The 21534-nt window shown below is 73.4% G+C and carries 18 protein-coding genes; 9 read left to right on the top strand and 9 right to left on the bottom strand.

The window, feature by feature from the left end:
* Positions 1–96: 96 nt before the first annotated feature.
* Complete coding sequence (locus ACGF7U_RS15725) at positions 97–2247, bottom strand: MMPL family transporter (protein WP_393107004.1); 2151 nt, start codon at positions 2245–2247, stop codon at positions 97–99.
* Between the two features lie 101 nt (positions 2248–2348).
* On the opposite strand from ACGF7U_RS15725, the gene ACGF7U_RS15720 reads away from it, so the two are divergent.
* Together ACGF7U_RS15720 and ACGF7U_RS15715 are read left to right on the top strand one after the other, a co-directional pair.
* Positions 2349–3662, top strand: coding sequence for a histidine kinase (locus ACGF7U_RS15720; RefSeq protein WP_393107002.1), 1314 nt, complete (start codon positions 2349–2351; stop codon positions 3660–3662).
* Positions 3614–4258, top strand: a complete 645-nt coding sequence (locus tag ACGF7U_RS15715; protein WP_393107000.1) for a LuxR C-terminal-related transcriptional regulator — start codon at positions 3614–3616, stop codon at positions 4256–4258. Before ACGF7U_RS15720 ends, ACGF7U_RS15715 begins: the two co-directional genes overlap by 49 nt.
* Positions 4259–4300: 42 nt before the next feature.
* On the opposite strand, the gene ACGF7U_RS15710 is transcribed toward ACGF7U_RS15715, so the two are convergent.
* On the bottom strand, positions 4301–4906 hold the full coding sequence (locus ACGF7U_RS15710) for a GNAT family N-acetyltransferase (protein ID WP_393106998.1): 606 nt from the start codon (positions 4904–4906) through the stop codon (positions 4301–4303).
* A gap of 48 nt (positions 4907–4954) precedes the next feature.
* Between ACGF7U_RS15710 and ACGF7U_RS15705 the strand changes: the two genes are divergently transcribed.
* From ACGF7U_RS15705 to ACGF7U_RS15685, 5 genes are all read left to right on the top strand, one after another.
* A complete protein-coding gene (locus ACGF7U_RS15705; RefSeq protein ID WP_393106996.1) occupies positions 4955–5542 on the top strand; it encodes a TetR/AcrR family transcriptional regulator in 588 nt (195 codons plus the stop codon).
* 129 nt (positions 5543–5671) lie between these two features.
* Complete coding sequence (locus tag ACGF7U_RS15700; RefSeq protein WP_393106994.1) at positions 5672–6088, top strand: GntR family transcriptional regulator; 417 nt, start codon at positions 5672–5674, stop codon at positions 6086–6088.
* An 11-nt stretch (positions 6089–6099) separates the two neighbouring features.
* The gene (locus ACGF7U_RS15695; protein WP_393106992.1) at positions 6100–6993 is read left to right on the top strand and encodes an ABC transporter ATP-binding protein; all 894 of its coding nucleotides are present in this window, start codon (positions 6100–6102) and stop codon (positions 6991–6993) included.
* Positions 6990–7979, top strand: coding sequence for an ABC transporter permease (locus tag ACGF7U_RS15690; RefSeq protein WP_393106990.1), 990 nt, complete (start codon positions 6990–6992; stop codon positions 7977–7979). Before ACGF7U_RS15695 ends, ACGF7U_RS15690 begins: the two co-directional genes overlap by 4 nt.
* 150 nt (positions 7980–8129) lie before the next feature.
* Positions 8130–9311 carry a peptidoglycan DD-metalloendopeptidase family protein gene (locus ACGF7U_RS15685; protein ID WP_393106988.1) on the top strand — a complete coding sequence of 394 codons (1182 nt, stop codon included), beginning with the start codon at positions 8130–8132 and terminating at the stop codon, positions 9309–9311.
* A 103-nt stretch (positions 9312–9414) separates the two neighbouring features.
* On the opposite strand, the gene ACGF7U_RS15680 is transcribed toward ACGF7U_RS15685, so the two are convergent.
* Complete coding sequence (locus ACGF7U_RS15680) at positions 9415–11802, bottom strand: WD40/YVTN/BNR-like repeat-containing protein (RefSeq protein ID WP_393106985.1); 2388 nt, start codon at positions 11800–11802, stop codon at positions 9415–9417.
* 326 nt (positions 11803–12128) lie between these two features.
* On the opposite strand from ACGF7U_RS15680, the gene ACGF7U_RS15675 reads away from it, so the two are divergent.
* Complete coding sequence (locus ACGF7U_RS15675; RefSeq protein ID WP_393106983.1) at positions 12129–13154, top strand: WD40 repeat domain-containing protein; 1026 nt, start codon at positions 12129–12131, stop codon at positions 13152–13154.
* 137 nt (positions 13155–13291) lie between these two features.
* Here ACGF7U_RS15675 and ACGF7U_RS15670 read toward each other — a convergent pair whose 3' ends face one another.
* From ACGF7U_RS15670 to ACGF7U_RS15650, 5 genes are read right to left on the bottom strand one after another with little or no spacing between them, the layout of a single operon-like run.
* Positions 13292–13762 carry a hypothetical protein gene (locus ACGF7U_RS15670; RefSeq protein WP_393106981.1) on the bottom strand — a complete coding sequence of 157 codons (471 nt, stop codon included), beginning with the start codon at positions 13760–13762 and terminating at the stop codon, positions 13292–13294.
* Positions 13763–13779: 17 nt separating this feature from the next.
* Positions 13780–14661 (bottom strand): carbohydrate ABC transporter permease, encoded by an 882-nt coding sequence (locus tag ACGF7U_RS15665; protein WP_393106979.1) that lies wholly within the window; start codon positions 14659–14661, stop codon positions 13780–13782.
* A complete protein-coding gene (locus tag ACGF7U_RS15660) occupies positions 14658–15668 on the bottom strand; it encodes an ABC transporter ATP-binding protein (RefSeq protein ID WP_393106977.1) in 1011 nt (336 codons plus the stop codon). The genes ACGF7U_RS15665 and ACGF7U_RS15660 overlap by 4 nt, the downstream gene beginning before the upstream one ends.
* A complete protein-coding gene (locus tag ACGF7U_RS15655; protein ID WP_393106975.1) occupies positions 15665–16966 on the bottom strand; it encodes an ABC transporter substrate-binding protein in 1302 nt (433 codons plus the stop codon). The genes ACGF7U_RS15660 and ACGF7U_RS15655 overlap by 4 nt, the downstream gene beginning before the upstream one ends.
* Positions 16963–17817, bottom strand: a complete 855-nt coding sequence (locus ACGF7U_RS15650) for a carbohydrate ABC transporter permease (protein WP_393106973.1) — start codon at positions 17815–17817, stop codon at positions 16963–16965. The genes ACGF7U_RS15655 and ACGF7U_RS15650 overlap by 4 nt, the downstream gene beginning before the upstream one ends.
* Positions 17818–18094: 277 nt before the next feature.
* On the opposite strand from ACGF7U_RS15650, the gene ACGF7U_RS15645 reads away from it, so the two are divergent.
* Positions 18095–20008, top strand: coding sequence for a Xaa-Pro dipeptidyl-peptidase (locus ACGF7U_RS15645; RefSeq protein ID WP_393106971.1), 1914 nt, complete (start codon positions 18095–18097; stop codon positions 20006–20008).
* A gap of 178 nt (positions 20009–20186) precedes the next feature.
* On the opposite strand, the gene ACGF7U_RS15640 is transcribed toward ACGF7U_RS15645, so the two are convergent.
* Entirely contained in the window at positions 20187–21416 is a 1230-nt protein-coding gene (locus tag ACGF7U_RS15640; protein ID WP_393106969.1) for a PucR family transcriptional regulator, read from the bottom strand.
* Between the last annotated feature and the right edge of the window lie 118 nt (positions 21417–21534).

Here is a 21534-nt window from a genome sequence, read left to right as displayed (position 1 = left end):
CCCCCGGACCGGAACGAGCGCCGGCCGCACCCCCCTCCCGGTGCGGCCGGCGCTCGTCGGGTCGCCCGGCCCGCGCCGGCCGGCTCGACCCGGGCGTTACGACGTCGCCGCGACCGGCTCCGTCGGCCGTGTCCGCACCGGCGGCGACGCCGGCCGCGACAGGGCGCTCGGCCACCAGGTGCGGCGGCCGATCTCCAGAGCCAGGGCCGGTACGAGCAGGCTGCGCACCAGGAACGTGTCCAGCAGCACGCCGACCCCGACGATGACGGCCGACTGCACCGACGGCACGAGCGGCAGCACGCTGAGCGCGCCGAAGGTGGCCGCCAGCACCACGCCGGCGCTGGTGATGACGCCGCCGGTGACCGTCAGCGCGTGCAGCACGCCGCGCCGGTGCCCGAGCCGCGCCGTCTCCTCCCTGGCCCGGGTGGCCAGGAAGATGGTGTAGTCCACCCCGAGGGCGACCAGGAACAGGAACGTCTGCAGCGGGATGCCGACGAACAGCTTGGTGTAGCCCATCGCGTCGAGGATCAGCCCGGCCGCGCCCATCGCGGCGACGTAGGACAGCACGACGCTGGCCAGCAGCAGCAGCGGCGCGACCAGGGCCCGCAACAGCAGCACCAGCACGGCGAACACCACGGCCAGGATCAGCGGGACGACGATCCGGTTGTCGCGGCCGACCGTGCGTTCCTCGTCGAGCAGGTACGCGCTGTCGCCGCCGACGAGCGCCTGCGCGCCGGGTACGGCGTGCACGGCGGTGCGGAGCCGCTCGACGGTCCGCAGCGCGGCGTCGCTGTCCGGCGTGTCGGCGAGGACGGCCGCGACGCGCACCCAGCGGCCGTCGGGGGAGCGCTGCGGCTCGCCGACCTCGGCGACCCCCGGGACCGCGCGGGCGGCGGTGACCACCTCATCGGCCGTGCCGGCGGTGGCGAGGATCTCGGCGGGCGCCACGGTTCCGCTCGGGTAGTGCGCCGCGATCATCCGCTGCCCGGTGACCGAGCCGACCTCGGTGGTGAACGACTGGTCACCGGGCATGCCGATGCTGAGGTTGCCGATGCCGAAGGTGAGGGCGACCAGGGCCGCCGCCGTGCCCATCCACACCGCGCGCGGGCGGCGGCCGACGACGCCCGCGATCCGGCGCCACAGCCCGTGCCCGGCCGCCGCGTCGTGCCCGGCCGCGTCGGGGTCGTGGCGGGGCACGAACGGCCAGAACAGCCACCGGCCGAAGACGACCAGCACGGCGGGCAGCAGCGTGGTCATGGCGAGGAAGGCCGCCGCGATGCCGACCGCGCCGACCGGGCCCAGCCCTCGGGTGGCCGGCAGTTGCGCGGCGAGCAGGCACAGCAGGCCGACCGCGACGGTCGCCGCCGAGGCGCAGATGGCGCCGATCGACCGCCGCAGCGCCACGGCCATCGCCGCGTGCCGGTCGGCGTGGCGGCGCAGCTCCTCGCGGTACCGGGCGATGAGCAGCAGGGCGTAGTCCACGCCGACGCCGAAGACCAGCACCGTGAGGATGCTCTGGCTCTGGAAGTCGACGGCCAGGCCGCCGTGCTCGGCCAGCAGGTAGACGACCGCGCTGGCGAGCTGGTTGGCCAGCGCGACCGTGATGAGCGGGATCAGCCACAGGACGGGGCTGCGGTAGGTGACGAGCAGCAGCAGTGCGACGGTGGCCGCGGTCGCGAGCAGCAGGGCGGTGTCCATGCCGGCGAACGCGTCGAAGACGTCCTCCGTGGCGCCGGCCTCGCCGGTGAGCGCGGTGCGCAGCCCGTCGGGTGTGTCGGCGGCCAGCCGGTCCCGGATGTCGGCCACCGCGTCGGCCCGTTGCTCGTCGTCGCCGGCGACCGGGAACGACACCAGCACCGCCCTGCCGTCCTCGCTCGGCACCGGGGGCGGCACCTGGCCGCCGTCGGCGTACCGGGCGAACGCGGCGCGGTCGCCGTCGACCTTCGCGCGATCGGCGTCGGTGAGCCCGCTGTCGCGTACGTAGACGGCGACCGCGAGGGGCGCCTGCGAGTCGGGGAACGCGGCCTCCGCCCGCTGCACGGCGCGGCTGTGTTCCACGCCGGCGGGCAGCGCTCCGAGGGTGTCGTTGTTCTGCACCTCGGTCAGCTTGAGCGCCAGTGGCCCGGCGACGGCGACGAGGACGAGCCAGAAGACGAGCATCGCGTACTTGGTGCGTCGGCCGGACGGTATGCCGGCCAGTCGTTGCCGCCGGGACATGTCGGGTCTCTCCTGCCTGGTTGTGGTCACGCCTTGAATCCTTCGGCCGGCGCGGGCCGGGGTCAGGGGTGTCAGGTCCCGAACGGAGGTGGTGGTAACACCACCGATTCCGGCGGGACCGGTGGCGCAGAATGGGCGCCGTGGACAGCTCCGTACGCGCGTTCGTCCGGCAGTGGATCCGGCCGGGGGCGCTCGCCGCCGCGCTGGGCCTGGCGGTGTCCCTGCTCAGCCTGACCACCAACGTGGCGCTGTTCGTGCTGTCGGTGGTGTCGCTCGCGCTCATCCCCGCCTTCGGCATCGGGTTCGCGTTGTTCCCCGCGGTGACCGTGCTGGTGCGGTGGTCGGTGGGGCTGCAACGCCGGTTGGCCGGGTGGGGCGGCACGCCGATCGCGTCGCCGTACCCGCCGGTGCCCGAGGACGCCCGGCTCGGCACGTGGCGGCGGTTCCGCTGGGTGGTCGGCGACGCGTCGACGTGGCGGGACTTCGCCTGGCTGGTGCCGGGCGCGGTGACGGGCGGGGCGTGCCTGCTGGCGTTCGTCCTGCCGGTGTACGGGCTGGAGGGCGTCCTGCTGGTGCCCGTGGTCCTGTTCCTCACCATCGACTGGTACGGCTACGGCGTGTTCTGGCCGATGGACAACCTCGTGCAGGCGGTGCTGTCCGTACCCCAGGGGTGGCTGTTCCTGTCCGCGGGCATGGTGGCCGCGCCGTGGCTGCTGTGGCTGCACTTCCGCTTCGCCGGCTTCTTCCTGGCCCCGACCCGGGCGCAGGAGTTGGCGCTGCGGGTCCGCCACCTCACCGCCACCCGGGCCGACACCGTCGACACCCAGGCCGCGGAGCTGCGGCGGATCGAACGCGATCTGCACGACGGGGCGCAGGCCCGGCTGGTCGCGCTGCGGATGAGCATCGGCCTGGCCGAGAAGCTCATGGCCGACGACCCGGCCGCGGCGCAGCGCCTGCTCACCGAGGCGCAGGAGGCCAGTGGCCGGGCCCTGGTCGAGCTGCGCGACCTGGTCCGCGGCATCTACCCGCCGGTGCTCGCCGAGCGCGGCCTGGCCGGCGCCGTACGGGCGCTCGCCCTGGCCGTGCCGCTGCCCGTGGACCTCGACGTCGAGCTGCCCGGCAGCCCGCCGGCGGCGGTCGAGTCCGCGGCCTACTTCGCGGTGGCCGAGGCGCTGACGAACGCCACCAGGCACAGCGGCGCGGCGCGGGTCTGGATCCGCCTGGCGTACGGGGACGGGACGTTGACCATGGTGGTCGGCGACGACGGCCGGGGCGGCGCGAGGCCGGAGTCGGGGACCGGCCTGTCGGGCGTGCACCGCCGTCTGGCAGCGTTCGATGGCACGATGACCGTGACGAGTCCGCCCGGCGGACCGACTGTCGTGACCATGGAGCTGCCGTGCGAGTTGTCATCGCGGAGGATCTCGCCCTCCTCCGGGACGGGCTGACGCGCATCCTCGACGCGTTCGGCTGCCAGGTGGTGGAGGCCGTCGCCGACGGGCCGTCGGTGTTGCCGGCGCTGGTCCGGCACCGCCCGGACGTCGCGGTCGTCGACGTACGCCTGCCGCCGACCTTCACCGACGAGGGGCTCCAGGCGGCGCTGCAGGCCCGGACCCGGCTGCCGGGCCTGCCGATCCTCGTGCTGTCCCAGCACGTCGAGCAGTTGTACGCCCGTGAGCTGCTCTCCGATCGCGGCGGGGGAGTGGGCTACCTGCTCAAGGACAGGGTGTCCAACGTCGACCAGTTCGTCGACGCGGTGCGCCGGGTGGCCGCCGGGGGCATGGTGATGGACCCCGAGGTCGTCTCCCAACTCCTCGCCCGCAACGCGGCGGCGCAGCCGTTGCGGGAGCTCACCGGGCGGGAGCGCGAGGTGTTGGGCCTGATGGCCGAGGGCCGCTCGAACGCGGCGATCGCCGGACGGCTGTTCGTCACCGAGAAGGCGGTCAGCAAACACATCAACAACATCTTCAGCAAGCTGGGCATGCCCCCGTCCGACGACGACAACCGTCGGGTGCTCGCGGTCCTCGCCTACCTGCACGGGTGAGCGGCTCCTGGCGGGCGGGGGAGTTCCCGGCCGACGCCACGGTCAGCCTGCTTCCGCGCGGCGGGCGGCGGCGCGCCGGTCCTCGTCGCGCCGGGCGGCCTGGCGGGCTCGCCACTCGTCGGCCAGCACCGACCAGATCTCGAGGTCGATCCGTCCGCCCGCCCGGTCCGGGTAGACCTGCCGCAGTGTGCCGTCGCGGCTCATCCCCAACCGCCGCGCGACGGCGATGCTGCGGACGTTCTCGGCGTTGGTGCGCCACTCGACACGGTGGATGCCGCGCTCCTCGACGGCCCAGTCGATGATCCGTTCCGCGGCGCGGGTGATCAGCCCGTGGCCCTGCGCGCCGGGTTCCAGCCAGCAACCCGCCTCGGACACCCCAAGAGTGGTGTCGAAGGAGACGAACATGACGCCGCCGACCAGCGAGCCGTCCAGCCAGATTCCCCAGATCCCGCCGGCGTCCTGGGCCCGCCTCTCCGCGTAGCGCCGCAGGACCGTGCGCGCCTGGGCGAGGTCCTGGGCGACGAACGAGGGCGACACCCACGGCGCGATGTGCTCGCGTGCCCGGTCCAGGTGGGCGAGGAACTCCCCGGCCTGCCACACCTCGAGCGGGCGCATCTCGGCCGAGCCGGTGAGGGGCAGTGCGAACATCGGCGGCCTCCGTACATAACGAACGTTTGGTATGTACGCTAACAGGCCATGAGCCCGCCCCGCACCGACCACGACTCCCGCCGCCGGAAGGTCTCGGAGGCGGTCTGGCGGGTCCTCGCCGAGCACGGCTTCCAGGGCCTCACCCTGCGCGCCGTGGCGGCGGCCCTCGGGGCGTCGACCGGGCTCGTCACCCACTACTTCGCGGGCAAGCGCGAGCTGGTCGCCCACGCCCTGGACATCCTCGAAGCGCGCACCGCGCACCGCCCCCGCCACGCCGCCCCCGCGCCCGGGCTGACGGCGCTCCGCACCCACCTGCTCAACATCCTCCCGCTGACGCCGGACGCGGCGGCGATGAACCGGATCTGGGTCGGCTCCTGGGACGTGGCTCTCTCCGACCCGGACCTGTTCGCTGCCCAACGTCTCCGCTACGCGCGCATCCGCGCCGACCTCCGCGAGTCCATCCAGGACGCCCAGCGTCGGGGCGAGCTGCCCGACGGCGACGCGGACCGGCTCGCGGCGACCGTGCTGTCCTTCACGCACGGCCTGGTGGTGCAGGCGCTGTTCGACCCCGAAGGGTTCCCTGCCGCGTCGCAGACCGAACTGGTCGACGGCTTCCTCACCGCACTCGCCCGCTGACGGCCCCCTGTCGGAGTGCGCCGACCTCCGCCACGGCGGGGCCGGCGCGGTTCCGGCTCGAGGGTCCCGCGACGGAAGCGACCTGTCCTATAGTCTTACTGTCGTAGGACAATAGGGAGGCAGCGGCGAGTGATCGAGTTCGTGCTGGACGGGCGCTCGAAGGTGAACACCTACATGCAGCTGGTGCAGCAGGTGAAGCAGGCCCTGCGGGTGGGACTGCTGGTTCCCGGGGACCAACTGCCCAAGGTCCGCGACGTCGCGCAGTCGCTGGCCATCAATCCGAACACGGTGCTGAAGGCGTACCGCGAACTGGAGATCGAGGGCCTGGCGGAGGGGCGCCCGGGCGTCGGCACCTTCGTCAGACGCACCCTCGCCGGGGCGTCGCTGCCCAACCAGGCCGAGTTGCGGGCGGACCTGGTGGCCTGGCTGCACCGCGCACAGCAGGCCGGGCTGACGCCGGAGGACATCACCGCGCTGGTGGAGACGACCATGCGGGCCGCGCTCCCGGTCGAGGCACCGCAGCAGAAAACCACGTCGCCAGGATGAGAGGACACGCCATGGAAGCCGTGCTGGAGACCGACCAGTTGGGCAAACGATACGGAAGACAGTGGGCGTTGCGGCACTGCTCGCTGCGCCTGCCGGGCGGGCGCATCGGCGCCCTGGTCGGGCCCAACGGGGCGGGCAAGAGCACCCTGCTGCACCTGGCGGTGGGCCTGCTGCGGCCCGACGCCGGCGCGGTGCGGCTGTTCGGGCAGTCGCCCTACGACAACCCGTCGGCCCTGGCCGACATCGGCTTCGTCGCCCAGGACACGCCGCTGTACCGGGACTTCACCGCCGCCGAGCTGATCACCACGGGAGGTCGGCTCAACCGTCGCTGGGACGCGACCCTGGCCCGGACCCGCCTGGCGGACCTCGGCATCCCACCGAACAAGCCGGTCGGCAAGCTCTCCGGTGGGCAGCGGGCCCAGGTGGCCCTCGCCCTCGCCATGGCGAAGCGTCCCCGGCTCCTGCTGCTCGACGAGCCCGTGGCCAGCCTCGACCCGCTCGCCCGTCGGGAGTTCCTGCAGACGCTGATGGGCAGCGTCGCCGACGCCGGCACGACGGTGCTGCTCTCCTCGCATCTGCTGGCCGACGTGGAACGGGTCTGCGACTACCTCATCGTGCTGCACTCCGCCGAGGTCCGGCTCTCCGGTGCCGTCGAGGACCTGGTCGCCGCGCACCGGCGTCTGATCGGTCCCCGGCACGACGGCGGGTCGATCCCCGGCGTCGCGGACGTCGTCCGCGCCAGCCACACCGACCGGCAGTCGACCCTGCTGGTCCGCACCGACGGGCCCGTCGCCGACCCGCGTTGGAGCGTGCGCGACGTGGCATTGGAGGACGTCATCCTGGCCTATCTCGCCGACGGCGACGACGCACCGGCCAGCCACGAGGACTGGGGGGTGCCGGCATGATCTGGCTTGCCTGGCGGCAACACCGCAGGGACGCGCTCCTCGCCCTCGTCGGGCTCGCGATCCTGGGCGCCTTCCTGGTCGTCAGCGGCCTGGCCATGCGCAACGCCTTCGACGACTACGGCCTGCCGGAGTGCGTGGCCGCGGGCGACCAGGGTCCGGGCCCCGGGCTCGGCGAGACCTGCAACCGGGCCTTCAACCAGTTCTACGACCAGTTCGACACGCTGAGCCTGGCGGGCATCCTCTTCCTCGTGCTGCCGCTGCTGGTCGGTCTCTTCTGGGGGGCGCCGCTGGTGGCCCGCGAGGTCGAGCAGGGCACCCACCGGTTCGTCTGGACCCAGGGGGTCGGCCGGCGGCACTGGGCGCTGGTGAAGTTCGGGTTCGTCGGAGCCGGCGCTCTCCTGGTCTCCGTCGGCTACGGCCTCGGCATGTCCTGGTGGCTGACCCCGCTCAACGAGGGCTGGCGGCAGAGCCGGTTCGACGCGTTCTTCTTCGACATGCAGGGCGTGGCACCGATCGGGTACACCCTCTTCGCGGTCGCGCTGGGCGTCTTCGCCGGCACGGTCTGGCCCCGGACGATGCCCGCGATGGCCGGCACCCTCGCCGGCTTCCTCGGCCTGCGCGTCGCCCTTGCCGCGCTGGTCAGGCCCCGCTACCTGCCGGCCCGCGAGCTGACCTACCCGGTGTACGCCTCCGCCGGGGAGCCGCCCCGCGGAGCCGGCGACTGGGTGCTCTCCAGCGGCGTTCGCGACGCCGCCGGCAAACTCGTCGCCCCCAACGCCGAGGTCATCTGTCCGTCCGGCGCGACCGGGCCCGGCGGGCGGGCCTGCGGCGCCGACCTGGGCCTCGGGCCGGGCGCCTACAACTGGCAGCTCTACCAGCCCGAGAGCCGGTTCTGGCTGTTCCAGGGCATCGAGACCGGCATCTTCGTCGCGCTCGCGGCGCTGCTGCTCTTCCTGGCCGTGCGTCGCATCCGTCGCATCGCCTGACCGCTCCGCCGCCCCCGTCGCCCGCCGGGGGCGGCGGGGGCGCGCGAAACATACCTTCATTGCCGGAGTGTCAACATGTAGACAATCTTCCTCGTTCTGTCTATCGTCAGCACCACTTAGCGATGTCCTTCGATTTGAAAGAGGTCGTCAATGGTGCACATCAGACGATGGGCCGGCATCGCCACGGCCCTGCTGGCGACAGAACTCCTGGTCGCGGGCACCGCTGCGCACGCCGCCCCGGCGGCACCGGACGCGGCACCGCCGAGCGTCGAGCAGGCGGTCACCGCCAAGCTGCTCGGGCAGGCCAGGGCCGCCGGCGAGGCGCACGCCGACGCGTCGGACACCCGGGTCACCGTCACCCGCAACAGCGGCCGGTGGGCCTTCGGCACCGCCGTCACCGTCACCTCCCACGAGGAGGACATCCACCCGACCGGCGCGATCTTCATCGCCCGGGCCGAGGCCGGCGGATGGCGGGTCGGCTTCGACGGCGAGGCGGAGTTCAGCGCGCTGGCCGCCGAGTCGCCCCTGGTCGGCAAGCAGGAGCGGGAGGTCCTCACCCGCGCCCCGAGCACGATGTACGCGGGCGGCGACTACCGGACCGGCATGGCCCTGCCGTTCGCGGTCGGCCAGACGTGGACGCTGACCAGCGGCCCGCACGGCTGGGGCGGCTACGAGGCGCCGTACAGCTCGATCGACCTGGCCGGCGGCGACCAGGTGGTCCGCGCGGCACGGGCCGGCACGGCGTACACGATGTGCACCGGCTGGATCCGGGTGATCCACGACCGGGGCTACTCCACGGACTACTACCACCTGTGGAGCAGCATCTCGGTCAACGGCGCCGCCGTCGGCCAGGGCGCCTACCTGGGCTACACGGGCACCGACGTCACCTGCGGCGGGGCGGCGTACGGCCGGCACGTCCACTTCGGGCTGCGGCAGAACAGCGCCTACGTGCCCATCGCCGGTCACGGCCTCGGCAAGTGGGTGTTCGAGAACGGCGCCGCCGCCTACCAGGGCGGCGCGCGGCACGGCTCGACCTGGCGGGGCGCCGGCGGCGCGATCTACAACTACGGCGCGCTGGGCTTCAACCAGGCGGTCGTCGACGCCAACGGCGGGGGTACGCTGACCCGGCGGTCCGGCCCCGGCGCCGGCTACGCCGCGCTCGGCTCGGTGGCCGACGGCGCCACCGTCACCGTCTCCTGCTCCGCCAACGGCTCCAGCCACACCGGGCGGTACGGCACCACCGCGCTGTGGAACCGGCTCAGCGACGGCAGTTGGGTCTCCGACGCCTACCTGTGGACGGGCGTGAACGGCCCGATCAACGGCTGGTGCTGACCGGCCCGACCTGACCACGGCACACGGGCCTCCGCCACCTCGGCGGAGGCCCCTCGGCGTGCGGGGCGGGGGCACCACGCACCCCCGCCCCGGGCTCACCGGGTCACGCCGCGCGGCACGAGGCCAGCACGCCGACCACGCCGGCACCGGGCTCGCGCAGCGGCAGCCCGGTCGACGCCGCCGGACACCGGGGCACGGTGAGGTCGTAGACGCCCCGGCCGAACGTCGCCGCGGTGAGCTGCCGGCTCGGCTCGTGGTAGCGCAGGTACATCACGGCCGCCGCCGGCAGTTCCGCGCCGAGCGCGGCCCACTCGCCGCCGTTCCATGCCGAGACGAACACCCCGACGTCCGTGCCGACCAGCAGCAGGCCGTCGGAGGTCGGCACCACCGAGTTCACCGGCGCGTCGGGCAGGCCCCGGCCGATGTCCGTCCAGGTGCGACCGCCGTCGCGGGTCATCATGACGTGCGCGCGGTCGCTGCCCGACCGGAAGGCGGAAAACGTGGCGTACGCGATGTTCGCGTCCGTCGGGTGCACCGCCACCCGGGTCACCCAGGTGCCCGGCAGTTGCGCGGGGTCGACCCGGCTCCAGGTGGCCCCGAGGTCGTCGGTCCACCACAGCCTGCCGTCGTCCGTGCCGACGTAGAGCTTGTCGCCGTCGGTCGGGGCCGCCGCGATCGTGGTGATCGTGCCCCACGGGTAGCCGGACGGATCGTTCGGCCCGCCGCCGGTGAGGTCCGGGCTGATGGCCGCCCAGGTGCGGCCGTTGTCCGTCGACCGGTTGACGACGTTGCCGGCGTAGTACATGACGTTCGGGTCGCTCGGGTCGAACTGCAGCGGCGTCAGCCAGTTGCGCCGCTCGGAGGTCGTCTGGCCGGGGCCGATGGACTGGCGCGGGGCGGCGCCGGCGTGCTCCGAGCGGTAGCAGGAGCCGTACTGGCTGCAGCCGAAGACGATGTCCGGGTTCTCCGGATGGATGATCACCTGGAGACCGTCGCCGCAGCCGATGGCGTTCCACGGGCCGCCCACGCCCGTGTAGCCCCGGTTGCAGCCGTTGTCCTGGGCGCCGCCGACCTTCAGCGCCGGGTCGGTCTCCGCGACGTCCACCGTGTAGAACTGCGTGTACGGCTCGTACGTGGACTTGACCCAGCCGCTCACCCCGTTGCTCTCGGAGCGGTAGAAGCCGCCGTCGTTGCCGAGGTAGGCCCGGCCCGGCACCTTGGGATCCCAGCGCACGACGTGCTGGTCGGCGTGGACGCCGCCGACGTTGCCGAAGCTCTGCGCGCCGTCGGTCGAGCGGCGCAGGTTCACCCCGGTGAGGAACACGTGGTCGGCGTCCGCGGGATCGACGAAGAGCTTGCCGAACCACCAGCTGAAGGTGGACTGGGACGCCTGGTTGGCGTTGACCGGGGTCTGCGTCCAGGTGTCGCCGCCGTCGTCCGAGCGGTAGAAGGCGCGGAACGGGCCGAGGGCGGTGCCGACGTACGCGTACAGCCGCTCGGGGTTGCTCGGGGCGAGGGCGAGGCCCCAGCGACCCTGGTCGGCGTCGGTGGGCAGCCCGTTGGTCATCCGCTGCCAGTTCCGACCGCCGTCGTCGGAGCGCCACAGGCTGGAGCCGGGCCCGCCGTAGGTGCGCTGGTGCGGCTCGCGCAGGTGGTCCCACAGCGCCGCGTAGACCCGGTTCGGGTTCTGCGGGTCGATGACGACCTCGGTGGCCCCGGTGGTGGCGTTCGGCGGGGCGAGGGCCTGTCGCCAGGTGTCCCCGCCGTCCTCGGAGAGGTAGACGCCCCGCTCGCCGCCGGGCACGAACAGGTTGCCGGCGGCCGCGGCGAAGATCCGGTCCTGGTTGCCCGGGTCGATGGCGAACCGGGCGATCGCGTGGCTGTTCTCCAGGCCGACGCGCTGCCACGTGCGGCCCCGGTCGCGGGAACGGTAGACCCCGTCGCCGCCGAAGGTGATCGAGCCGCCGCCCGGCTGCGCCTCGCCGGTGCCGGCGAAGAGCACGCCGTCGCTGGTCATCGCGACCGCGCCCATGCTCTGCGTCCCGCCGTCCGGCCACGCGGCCTCGAAGGTGGCGCCCGCGTCGGCCGAGCGCCAGATGCCGCCGGAGGCGGCGGCGACGAACACCTGGTTGGCGACCTGCGGGTCGACGGCGATGTCCACCACCCGGCCGCCGATGTTGCTCGGGCCGAAGAAGCGCCAGTCCCGGTCGGCGAGGTGGCGGTAGACGCTGCGGGTGCGGGCGGCGAGCTGGTTCGCCTCGCCGCGGGCCTTCGCGTACTTGGCGGCCGACAGGTTCGTGCTGCCGTCGCTGAGCCGCTGGGCGGTCATCCACTCGGCCGGCAGCTCCATCGGGCCGGTGGGGCTGCTGGTGGCCAGCGACTCCTCGCCGCGGGCCGACGGTGTCGAGGTCGTCAACGCGGCCGCGGTCAGCAGCGCCAGGGCGGCTGCCACCGGCAGGGCGCGTCTGCCTCGGACGAGGGTGGGACTCATGCGGTATCTCCCGTCCACGTGCGGGTGCGACCGGGAACCAGTCGTCTGTCGCACGCTAGACAGCCGGGTGACCGGCGTCACCCGGCAACTGTTGGGATTCCGGTCGTCGGGTTAGGACACCTGTCGAGCCCAATCTCCAGAGCCCCGTCGAGCGGCCGTGAACGGTGATCCGGGTGGCGGGTCCGGTCGGCTCGCTGGTCGCCTCGGCTGACGTGCGCCGATTGCGGCGCCCTGCCTGCCCTCGTCGACGATTCGTCTTCAGTGAGGTCGTTGGCGCTCGCACCGTGGGTGCCGACGTATTCATCCGGCCCTTTATGATCTCCCGCATGTCATCCCAGCGTGTGATTCAGGGCGGCGCGGTCCCGTCCGGCAGTCCCGTCAACGATGTCGCGGTGATCGAGGTGGACGGGCGTCCCCTGGTGGTGTGCGCCGACCAGGGGAACGACGTGTGGACCTGGGATGTGCTTGGTGACGAGTGGACCAGGCGCCCACTGGAAGACCTCAGGGAATACGACGAGGACGACGAGGACGACGAGTACGACGAGGAAGACGAGGACGACGAGGACGACGGGCTCGCTCCCCACCTTTACCCCGACTTCATGCACGTCGGGGCAGAGGTCGTGGGTGGGCGGGTCGTGCTGGCCACGGGCGGTCACCACCAGGGGCCGGCCCTGTGGGACCTGCTGAGCGGCGAACTGCTCAGCGGCGTGATACTGAGCCATGGCGGCGTTCACGCGCTGGACACGGCGTGTCTGGACGGGCGTCTGGCCATCGTCACGGGTAACTCCGTGCCGGAGCACTACGAGTGGGACCCGTCCTCCCCCGAGTGGATCGACGAGCGACGCCGGGAGCTTCCCGGGCACTCGGATGACATGGGAGACCTCAAACTTTCGCGGATCGGCGGGCGCATGCTCGTCGCATCGGTGTCCGGCGACGACGTGCTGGTGACGGATCTGGAACGCGGCGAACGGCTGCACGCGATGGCCGGCGCCGGCATCTTCCGCGCTGTCGTGCTGTCCGAGGGCATGGTGGCGGCCGTGAACGACGCCGGTGTCCTCTGGCGCTGGAGCCTGGCCGACGCCAGGCCGATCACGGATCCGATCAGGGTCCACGACACCGAGGTCCTGGCCATGGACGCCACCGCGTTCGGGGGGCGCACGCTTGCGGTGACCGGCGGCGACGACGGAACCGCACGGATCTGGGACCTCACCCAGGGCGTTCAGATCGGACCGGCCCTGACCGGCCACAAGCTCCGGATCAACGCGGTGGCCGTGACGGAGATCCGAGACCGCCCGGTCGCCGTGACCGCCGGCCAGGACGGCCTGGTCCAGGTCTGGGACCTCACGCCCTGACCCGCCGATTCCGATCGACCACGACGCAGGGTGAATCGAAGGCTCTTCGCCTGCACGTACCCGGCAGGTCTCCGCCCGTCCGAGGTGACGCACCTGCGGGACAACGAATGCGACGTACCCGAAGGAGGCTGGCGGCTTCACCCGACCGTGCGGAACTCCGGCAGCCCCGCGTCCTCCGAGTCCGGCCCCACCACCGCGGTCAGCGTGGTGCCGTCGGCGCAGAGCGCGCCCGCCCGCAGGTACATCCGCCGCTGCTGCGCCCGCGTCAGCACCTCGGCCTCGAAGACCTCGTCCTCGACGCGCAGCAGCTCGATGTCGGTGCGGCCCTCGTAGTGGGCGCGCACGTCCAGCGGGGTCATCCGGACGGTGGCCTCGACCGTCGTCAGGGCACCCTGCTCCACCACCGAGGTGACCCGCGCACCATCGGGCAGCACCAGGCCGACGACCTCGGCGTCGACCCGCGGCTCGGCGTCCAGCGGCACCCGGTCGCAACTGGGCAGGTTCGCCAGCATCCCCGGGCCGCGCCCCGACGGCTGCGCCGCGTCCGTCCCGCCGCAGGCGACGAGCAGCGGGATCGTGGCGGCGACCGCGAACAGCCGGAGTCTCACCGCCGCAGGATGCCACCTCAACGCAGCACCCGCCAGCGTCGCACCATCAGCAGCAGGGCGGTGATGACGACGGCCGTCAGCGCCATCAGCATCGTCGAGATGAGCGCCCCGTACGCGAAGCCGGAGAACTCGAAGGCCTGGTCGAAGATGTAGACGGGCAGGTAGAGCGTGGCGTTGGCCGGCCGCCCGTCGGTGAGCACGTACGCGGGCACGAAGTTCACCTGGAGGGTGAGGATCGTGTCCCGCACCGCCAGCAGCACCAGCACGGGAGCCAGCAGCGGCAGCGTGAGCCGGCGTAGTTGACCGAACGGGCCGCAGCCCTCCAGCGCCGCCGCCTCGTACAGCCGGCCGTCGAGCATCCGGCGGGCGGCGAGGACGACCACGAAGCCCTCGCCGATCGGGAACGCCAGCATGAGCACCACCGCCACCCGGGCGGTCGTCGGGTCCGCCAGCCAGGTGAAGCCCGGATGACCGAAGAGCCCGAGCACCTGGTTGAGCGGGCCGTAGAGCGGGTTGAGCACCCACAGGAACAGCACGGCCAGGGCGACGTCGGGGACGACCGTCGGCAGGTAGACCGCGACCCGGAACCACCGGCCGCCCGGCCGGGGCGCGGCGAGCAGCAGCCCGAGCCCCACCGCGGCGAGCAACCGGACCGGCACGGCCAGCGCCACGTGCGTCAGGGACGCCTGCACGCTGTCGAGCAGGAAACCGTCGGCCAGCATCCGGCGCACGTTGGCCAGGCCCACGAACCTCGGGTCGCGGGTCAGCCCGGTGTGGTCGGTGAACGCGTAGCCGACGTTGAGCAGCGCCGGCAGGGCGACCAGCAGCGCGACCGCCACGGCGTACGGGGTGAGGAACGCCCAGGCGGTCAGCTGCCGGCCCGCCCTGCCCGCCTTCACCGGCGCCGCCCCGTGGCGGTGTCGAAGCGGTGGAGCCGGTCCGGGTCGGGGCGCAGCCGCACCCGGTCGCCCGGTCGCACGCCCGGTCGCGGGCCGGTGCGCACGACGAGGCGGGTGCCGTCGGGACACCGGGTCAGCAGGACGGCCTCGCTGCCGAGCGCCTCCACCGCCTCGACGGTCGCCTCGATCGGCCCCTCGGCGTCGAGCGCCAGGTCCTCGGGCCGTACGCCGAGGGTCACGCCCGGCTGGCCGCCCAGCGGGCCGCCCCCGGTCACCAGGTTCATCGGCGGGCTGCCCAGGAAGCCGGCGACGAAGGTGTCGGCGGGCTCGTCGTAGACCTGCTGCGGCGGCCCGACCTGCCGGATCCGGCCGCCGTCCAGGACGACGACCCGGTCGCCGAGGGTCATCGCCTCGGCCTGGTCGTGCGTGACGTGGATGGTGGTGGTGCCGAGTTCGCGGTGCAGGCCCAGCAGGTCGGCGCGGGTGGCGAAGCGCAGCGGCGCGTCCAGACTGGCCAGCGGCTCGTCGAGCAGGTAGACGCTGGGCTCGCGCAGCAGGGCGCGGGCCAGCGCGACCCGCTGGCGCTGCCCGCCGGACATCTCGTCGGGATGCCGGTCGAGCAGGTCGGCGATCCCCAGGCGCTCGGCCGCGGCGCGGGCCCGCCAATCGGCCTCGGCGCGGGGGACCCGGCGGACCCGCAGCCCGAACGTGAGGTTGCCGAGGGCGGTGAGGTGCGGGTAGAGCGCGTAGTCCTGGAACACCATCGCCACGGCCCGCCGGTGCGGCGGCACGCGGGCGACGTCGCGGCCGTCCACCACGACCCGGCCACGGTCCGGCCGCTCCAGCCCCGCGACCAGCCGCAGGACGGTGGACTTACCCGAGCCCGACGGCCCGACCAGGGTCAGCATCTCCCCGGCCCGCACGTCCAGGTCGATCCCGTCGACGGCGGTCGTCCGCCCGTACGCCTTGGTCAGCGACTCCAGCCGGATCGCCCCGCGTGCGCTCACCCGCCCGCTCCCGCCGGCAGGGCGAACAGCGGCCGGGTCCGCTCCTCGAGCCGGCGCAGCCCCTCCTCGCGCCCGACCCGGCCGTAGAACACCTCTTCCAGCAGGGTGCCCGCCTCGCGTTCCACCCGCGACCAGGTGGCGGTGCGCGGGGTGGCGCGCAGGTGCGGCGCGGCGTCGAGGTAGACCCGCGACGACCGGGGCGGCGCGGCCGGGTCGAGGAACGCCGGGGAGTTGGCGACGTCGAGCCGGGACGGGACGGTGCGGCCGGACTCGGCGAGGATCCGCTGTCCGGCCTGGCCCATCGCGAACTCGATGAACCGCCAGGCGTCGTCGTGGTCGGGCAGCCCGGCGCCCATGCAGTAGGCGTCGCTGTGCAGGATCGAGGCGGGCACCCCGCCCGGCGCGACCGGCAGCGGCGCGACGTCCCAGGAGAACCCGTCGATGGTGCGCAGCGTGGGCACGGCCACCCGGCTGTTGAGGTACATGCCCAGGGTGCCGCGCAGGAACCGGGCCTCACTCGACTCGCTCTGCTCCTCGGCGTCCGGCGGCACGACGTGGTGCGTGAGTTGCAGGTCGAGGAACCAGTCGACGGCCTTGCGGGTGGCCGGGTCGCGGGTGAGGGTCAGGGTGGTGGGGCTGGCCGGGTCGTCGACGAGTTCGCCGCGGTTGGACCAGACGAACGGCGCGAGCCGGGGCACGGACGGCTCCACGCCCACCCCGTAGCGGCCGTCGCGGGTCAGCGCGCGGGCGGCCGCCAGGAAGTCGTCCCAGGTCCAGCCGGCCTTCGGTAGCGGCACGCCGGCGGCGGCGAACAGGTCGGCGTTGTAGTAGACGACCAGGGAGGAGAGGTTCTGCGGCAGGCAGGTCAGGGCCTTGCCGTCGAACCGGAAGGCGTCCAGCGCCTGCGGGCTGAAGTCGCTCTCCTTGAGCACGGTGCTGCGTTCCAGGTAGGACTGCGCCGGCTCGATCGCCCCCTGCGCGGCGAACTGCCCGTAGCGGCGGTAGTTGAGCAGGAACACGTCCGGCGGCTTGCCGCCGGCGAACGAGGTGGTCAGCCGGGCCATCAACTCGTCCTGGCTGGCGACGGGGGAGAGGTTGACGTCCACGTCGCGGTTGGCCTCCTCGAAGGCGGTCACCATGGTGCGGTAGCCGGCGACCTCCTCGGCGTCGCCGAACAGCACGACGGTGATGCCCGACGTGTCGCCGGGGCGGTCGCCGCCGCCGCAGCCGGCGGCGTAGCCGACCAGCAGGGCGGCCATGACCAGGCCGATCCAGCGCCGTGCCCGGGTGTGCGTCAACTGCGTCCTCCAGATCTCAGTGCGGCCAGCGGATCGTCGTGCAGCAGGATCCGCTGGGCCAGCAGGAACACCAGCACGCACGGCACGGTCGCGACCACGCATCCGGCCATCAGCAGCGGCCAGTCCGTGGGGTTCAGCAGCCGCAGGAACTGCAGGCCGAGCGGGTAGGTGTACCGGTCGCCGCTGTGCAGGTACAACAGCGGGTCGATGAAGTTGGCCCAGTGGAACGTGAAGGCCAGCACGGCCACGGCGAGGGTCGCGGGGCGCACCTGGGGCAGCGCCACGCGGCGCCAGACGGTCAGCCAGCCGGCGCCCTCCAGGCGGGCCGCCTGGAGTTGGCTCTCCGGTACCCCGCCGAAGCTCCAGGCGTAGAGCAGCACCAGGAACGGGTTGCCGGCGAGCACCGCCGGGGCCAGCAGCGGGACGTACGTGTCGACCACGCCGGCCAGGCGGAACAGTTCGAAGCGGGTCGCCCACACGGCGGTGGCCGGGACGAGCAGCACCGCCAGCAGGCCGAGGACCACCCGCCGGCGGGCCGTCGGCGCGAGCAGCCGCAGCCCGAAGCCGGTCAGGGAGGCGACGACGACGGTCAGCGGCACGGCGAGCGCGACGACCAGCGCCGAGTTCGCCAGGTAGCGGAACAGCGGGATCAGCTCGGGCAGCCGGGCGTAGGCGGCCAGCGTCGGCTCCGGCGGGAGGATTTCGAGCGTACGCGGCGGGGGCAGGCCGGCGGGCCGCAGCGAGCCGACCACCATGAACCACAGCGGGGCGGCGAACACCGCCGCGAACAGGGCCGGTACCACGAAACGCCCGATGATCCGCGGGATCGTGGCGCGACCCGACAACCGCACGTCGCCGAACCTATGGCCGGCGCGCCGCCCGGTCATCGGGCACCTGTTGGAATCGGCTCGCGCCGCCTCCTACGCCTGTCGTACACCGCCCGGCGGGGGTGGGGCCCCGGCGCCTGCGACAGACGTAGGAGCCGGGGCCGCGCACCTGCCACACGTGTCCGATGACCGGCCCCACGCCCATTCGTACGCTTCGATCGAACTGCCGGCCCGGCGGCCTCCTGGTCCTTCCGCCGGAGCGCGGCGGGCCGACGGCGCGTGCCGGAACGGGAGGAGCGCGATGCGAACCACGAGAAACTGGTGGCGGGCGGCGGTGGTGGTCGTGGCGGCGGCGGCCGTGGGCCTGCCGGCGGCCACCGCGACGGCGCGGCCCGCCACGGAGAGCCCCGGGCCGGTCGTCGAGGCCGGGGTCACCCAGCCGGTGTTCGGCTACGCCGACGCGATCCGCGAGCGGGTCTTCGTCACCTCCGACGTCGACACCGACGCCGACGGCGCGCGCGACGTCGTCGCGATGGACATCATCCGGCCCCGGGCCAGCGACGACGGGCTGCGCGTGCCGGTGGTGATGGATGCCAGCCCCTACTACTCCACGGTGTGCCGGGGCAACGAGGGGGAGTGCAAGGGCGACCTCGACGGCGACGGCCGCAACGACCGGTGGCCGCTGTACTACGACAACTACTTCGTGCCGCGCGGGTACGCGGTGGTGCTGCTCGACATGATCGGCACCAACAACTCGACCGGCTGCCCGGTCACCGGCGGCCGCGCGGACAACATCAGCGCGCCGACCGCGATCGACTGGCTCAACGGCCGCCGCCCCGGCCGGGACGCCGCCGGCCGCGCCGTCGTGGCCGACTGGCACAACGGCAGGACCGGCATGATCGGCAAGTCGTACGACGGCACGCTGGCCAACGCGGCCGCGGCCGACGGGGTGGCCGGGCTGAGCACGATCGTGCCGATCTCGGCCATCTCCAGCTGGTACGACTACTCGCGCAGCAACGGCCTGGTCACCCGGGCCAACAACTACTCGGGCAGCCTCGCCAACACGGTCACCGACCCCGACCGCAGGGCGTACTGCGCGCCGGTGCGCGACCGGCTCGGTGCGGGCGTCGACGACGTCACCGGCGACTACAACGACTTCTGGGCCGAGCGGGACTACGTCCCGTACGCCGGCCGGGTGCGCGCCAGCGTCTTCGTCGTGCACGGCCTCAACGACAACAACGTCCGGCCGGACCACTTCAGCAACTGGTGGAACGCGCTGGCGGAGCGGAACGTCCCCCGCAAGCTCTGGCTGACCGGCACCGGCCACGTCGACCCGTTCGACTTCCGACGCGAGCAGTGGGTGGACACGCTGCACCGGTGGTTCGACTACTGGCTGCACGGCATCGACAACGGCATCATGGCCGAACCGATGGTGGACGTCGAACGGGCGCCGGACGTCTGGGAGACCCACGCCACCTGGCCGCTGCCGGGCGCCCACCCGACGCAGGTGTTCCTGCGGCCCGGCGCGGACGGAGCGGCCGGCGGGCTGTCGGTGCGCCCGCACCCCGGCAACGCGTCGGTCTCGTTCCGGGACACCCCCTCGATGAGCCAGGTCAACGCCATCCGGCACCCGTCGGATCCGCTGGCGAACACGGAGAACCGACTGGTGTTCCTGTCCCCGCCGCTGCGGGCGCCGCTGCACGTCTCCGGCTCGCCCGTGGTGAGGATCAACGCGTCCGTCGACGGCGCGGACACCAGCTTCGCCGGCCTGCTCGTCGACTATGGGACGCGGCCCCGGTTCAGCAGCACCGGTGACGGCATCCGGACCCTGACCGCGCAGGACTGCTGGGGCGGCGAGGCCACCTGGGGCGGGCACGCCGAGGATGCCTGCTACCGGCGGACCGAGAAGACCGTGGCTGCCAACGGGCAGGAACTGGTGACCAAGGGCATCCTCGACGGGCTCAACCTGACCTCGTTGAGCGCGTCGACGCCGCTGGTGCCGGGCGCCAAGAACGCCGTCGACGTGCGGCTGCTCCCCGAGGACTACGTCTTCGAGGCCGGCCACCAGATCGGCGTGGTCCTGCTCGGCTCGTACTCCGGGTACAGCAGCCGGGCCAAGCAGAACCGGGCCGAGATCACCGTGCACTTCGACCGCAGCCGCATCGAGCTGCCGGTCGTCGGGGGCCGCACGGCGGCGGTGCGCGCAGGCCTGTAGGGACCGGGGACGGGACGCGCGCTGCGCCGGGCGTCCCGTCCCGCCGCCGGCCCGTCGCGACCGGGTCGCCCCGGTGGGCCGGTCGCCGCTCGCGACCCCGGCTCGTAACCGGTCCGCACCCGGCCGGCCGGTCGCCGCTCGCCGGCCACGGTCCGTGACCGGTCCGTGCCGGCCGGGCTCAGCCCGCCGGCCGGTAGTGGCCGGTCAGCCGGCCCAGCTTCAACGCCAGGTGCAGGCAGAGCCGCTCGTTGCCGTCCTTCAGGTCGGTCTCGGCGAGTTCCTCGATGCGTTGCAGCCGGTAGTAGAGGGTGGTGCGGTGCAGCCGTAGCTGCTCGGCGGTGGCGTGGGCGTTGCCGGCGAGGTCCAGATAGCGTTCCAGGGTCTCCAGCAGCACCGGGTTCGCCTGCTCGCGGAGCATCCGCTCCAGCCCCGGGTGCACGTCGGCCATGTCGAGGTGCTGGCCGTCCAGCCGCGACAGCACCCGGTAGATGCCCAGGCCGGACCAGGAGACCACGCGGCCCAGGGCGGGCAGCCGGACGCCCACCCGGGCCGCCTGCAGCGCCTCCCCGTACGACCCGACGGCGTCGGCCAGGCCCGAGCGTGCCTGCCCGACGCCGACGACGGTGCGGTCGACCGAGGCGAGCCCGCGGATCGCCTGCTGGAGGTTGTCGTCGAGGAGCCTGGCGGCGGCCTCGGGGGAGGGGCGACCCACGCCCCGGTCGCCGCAGAGCAGCAGGACGCCGTGGTCGTCGCGGACCACGTGCAGCGCCTCCCGGGTGCCGATCCAGCGTCGGGTGGTGACCAGCGCCTGCTCCAACGCGAAGCGGGCGACCTCGTCGGGCAGTTGGCCGCCGGGCGTGACCAGTTGGGCGACGACGGCGGTCGCCGGCCCGTCCCCGACGATCAGGCCGGCCTCCCGGAGCGCCCGCACCGACCGGTCACGGGTCGTCTCGCTGTCGGACAGCAGCGTGCGCGCCGCCTCGGTCTCCCGCTGGGAGGCCAGCTCGCCGAGGAGGTTCTCCCGGTAGAGCGCCAGCGACAGCTCGCTCACCAGCCCGGTGGCCTCGATGTCCGCGTCGGTCATGGTGCCGTCCGGGTCGATGAACCACACGAAGCCCAGCAGCAGGTCCTGGTGCCGGATCGGGACGCAGACCCGGGGCAGGAGGTCGAGTTCCGCCGACGGCGGCGTCCGCACCGGCTCCCGGGCCTCCATGATGCCGACGTCGCGGAACCAGGCCATCACCTCGGGCGTGGTCTGCCGACGCAGGATCGACGCCTTGCGGACGTCGTCCATCAACCCGGTGTGCTCGCTGTAGACCACCACGCGCTGACGCCGGTCCTCGATCAGCGCCGGACGGCCGACGTGGGCGGCGAGAGCGTCGACGATGCGTTGCAGCTCACCCTGCATGTGTTCCTCCGGTCGCCCGCTCAGCGCCACCGGTGCCCCGCGCGGGTGCACGGCCTGCCCCTGGATCCTGCCTGCTGCCTCGAATGGTTCCTCCCCGACCAGACCTGATCAAGATCTG

It is taken from the genome of Micromonospora sp. NPDC047670 (assembly GCF_043204915.1).
In the GTDB taxonomy this organism is placed as follows: Bacteria; Actinomycetota; Actinomycetes; order Mycobacteriales; family Micromonosporaceae; genus Micromonospora.
Note: the sequence above shows the minus strand (reverse complement) of the source record. Positions and strands in the feature narration are given on the sequence as shown.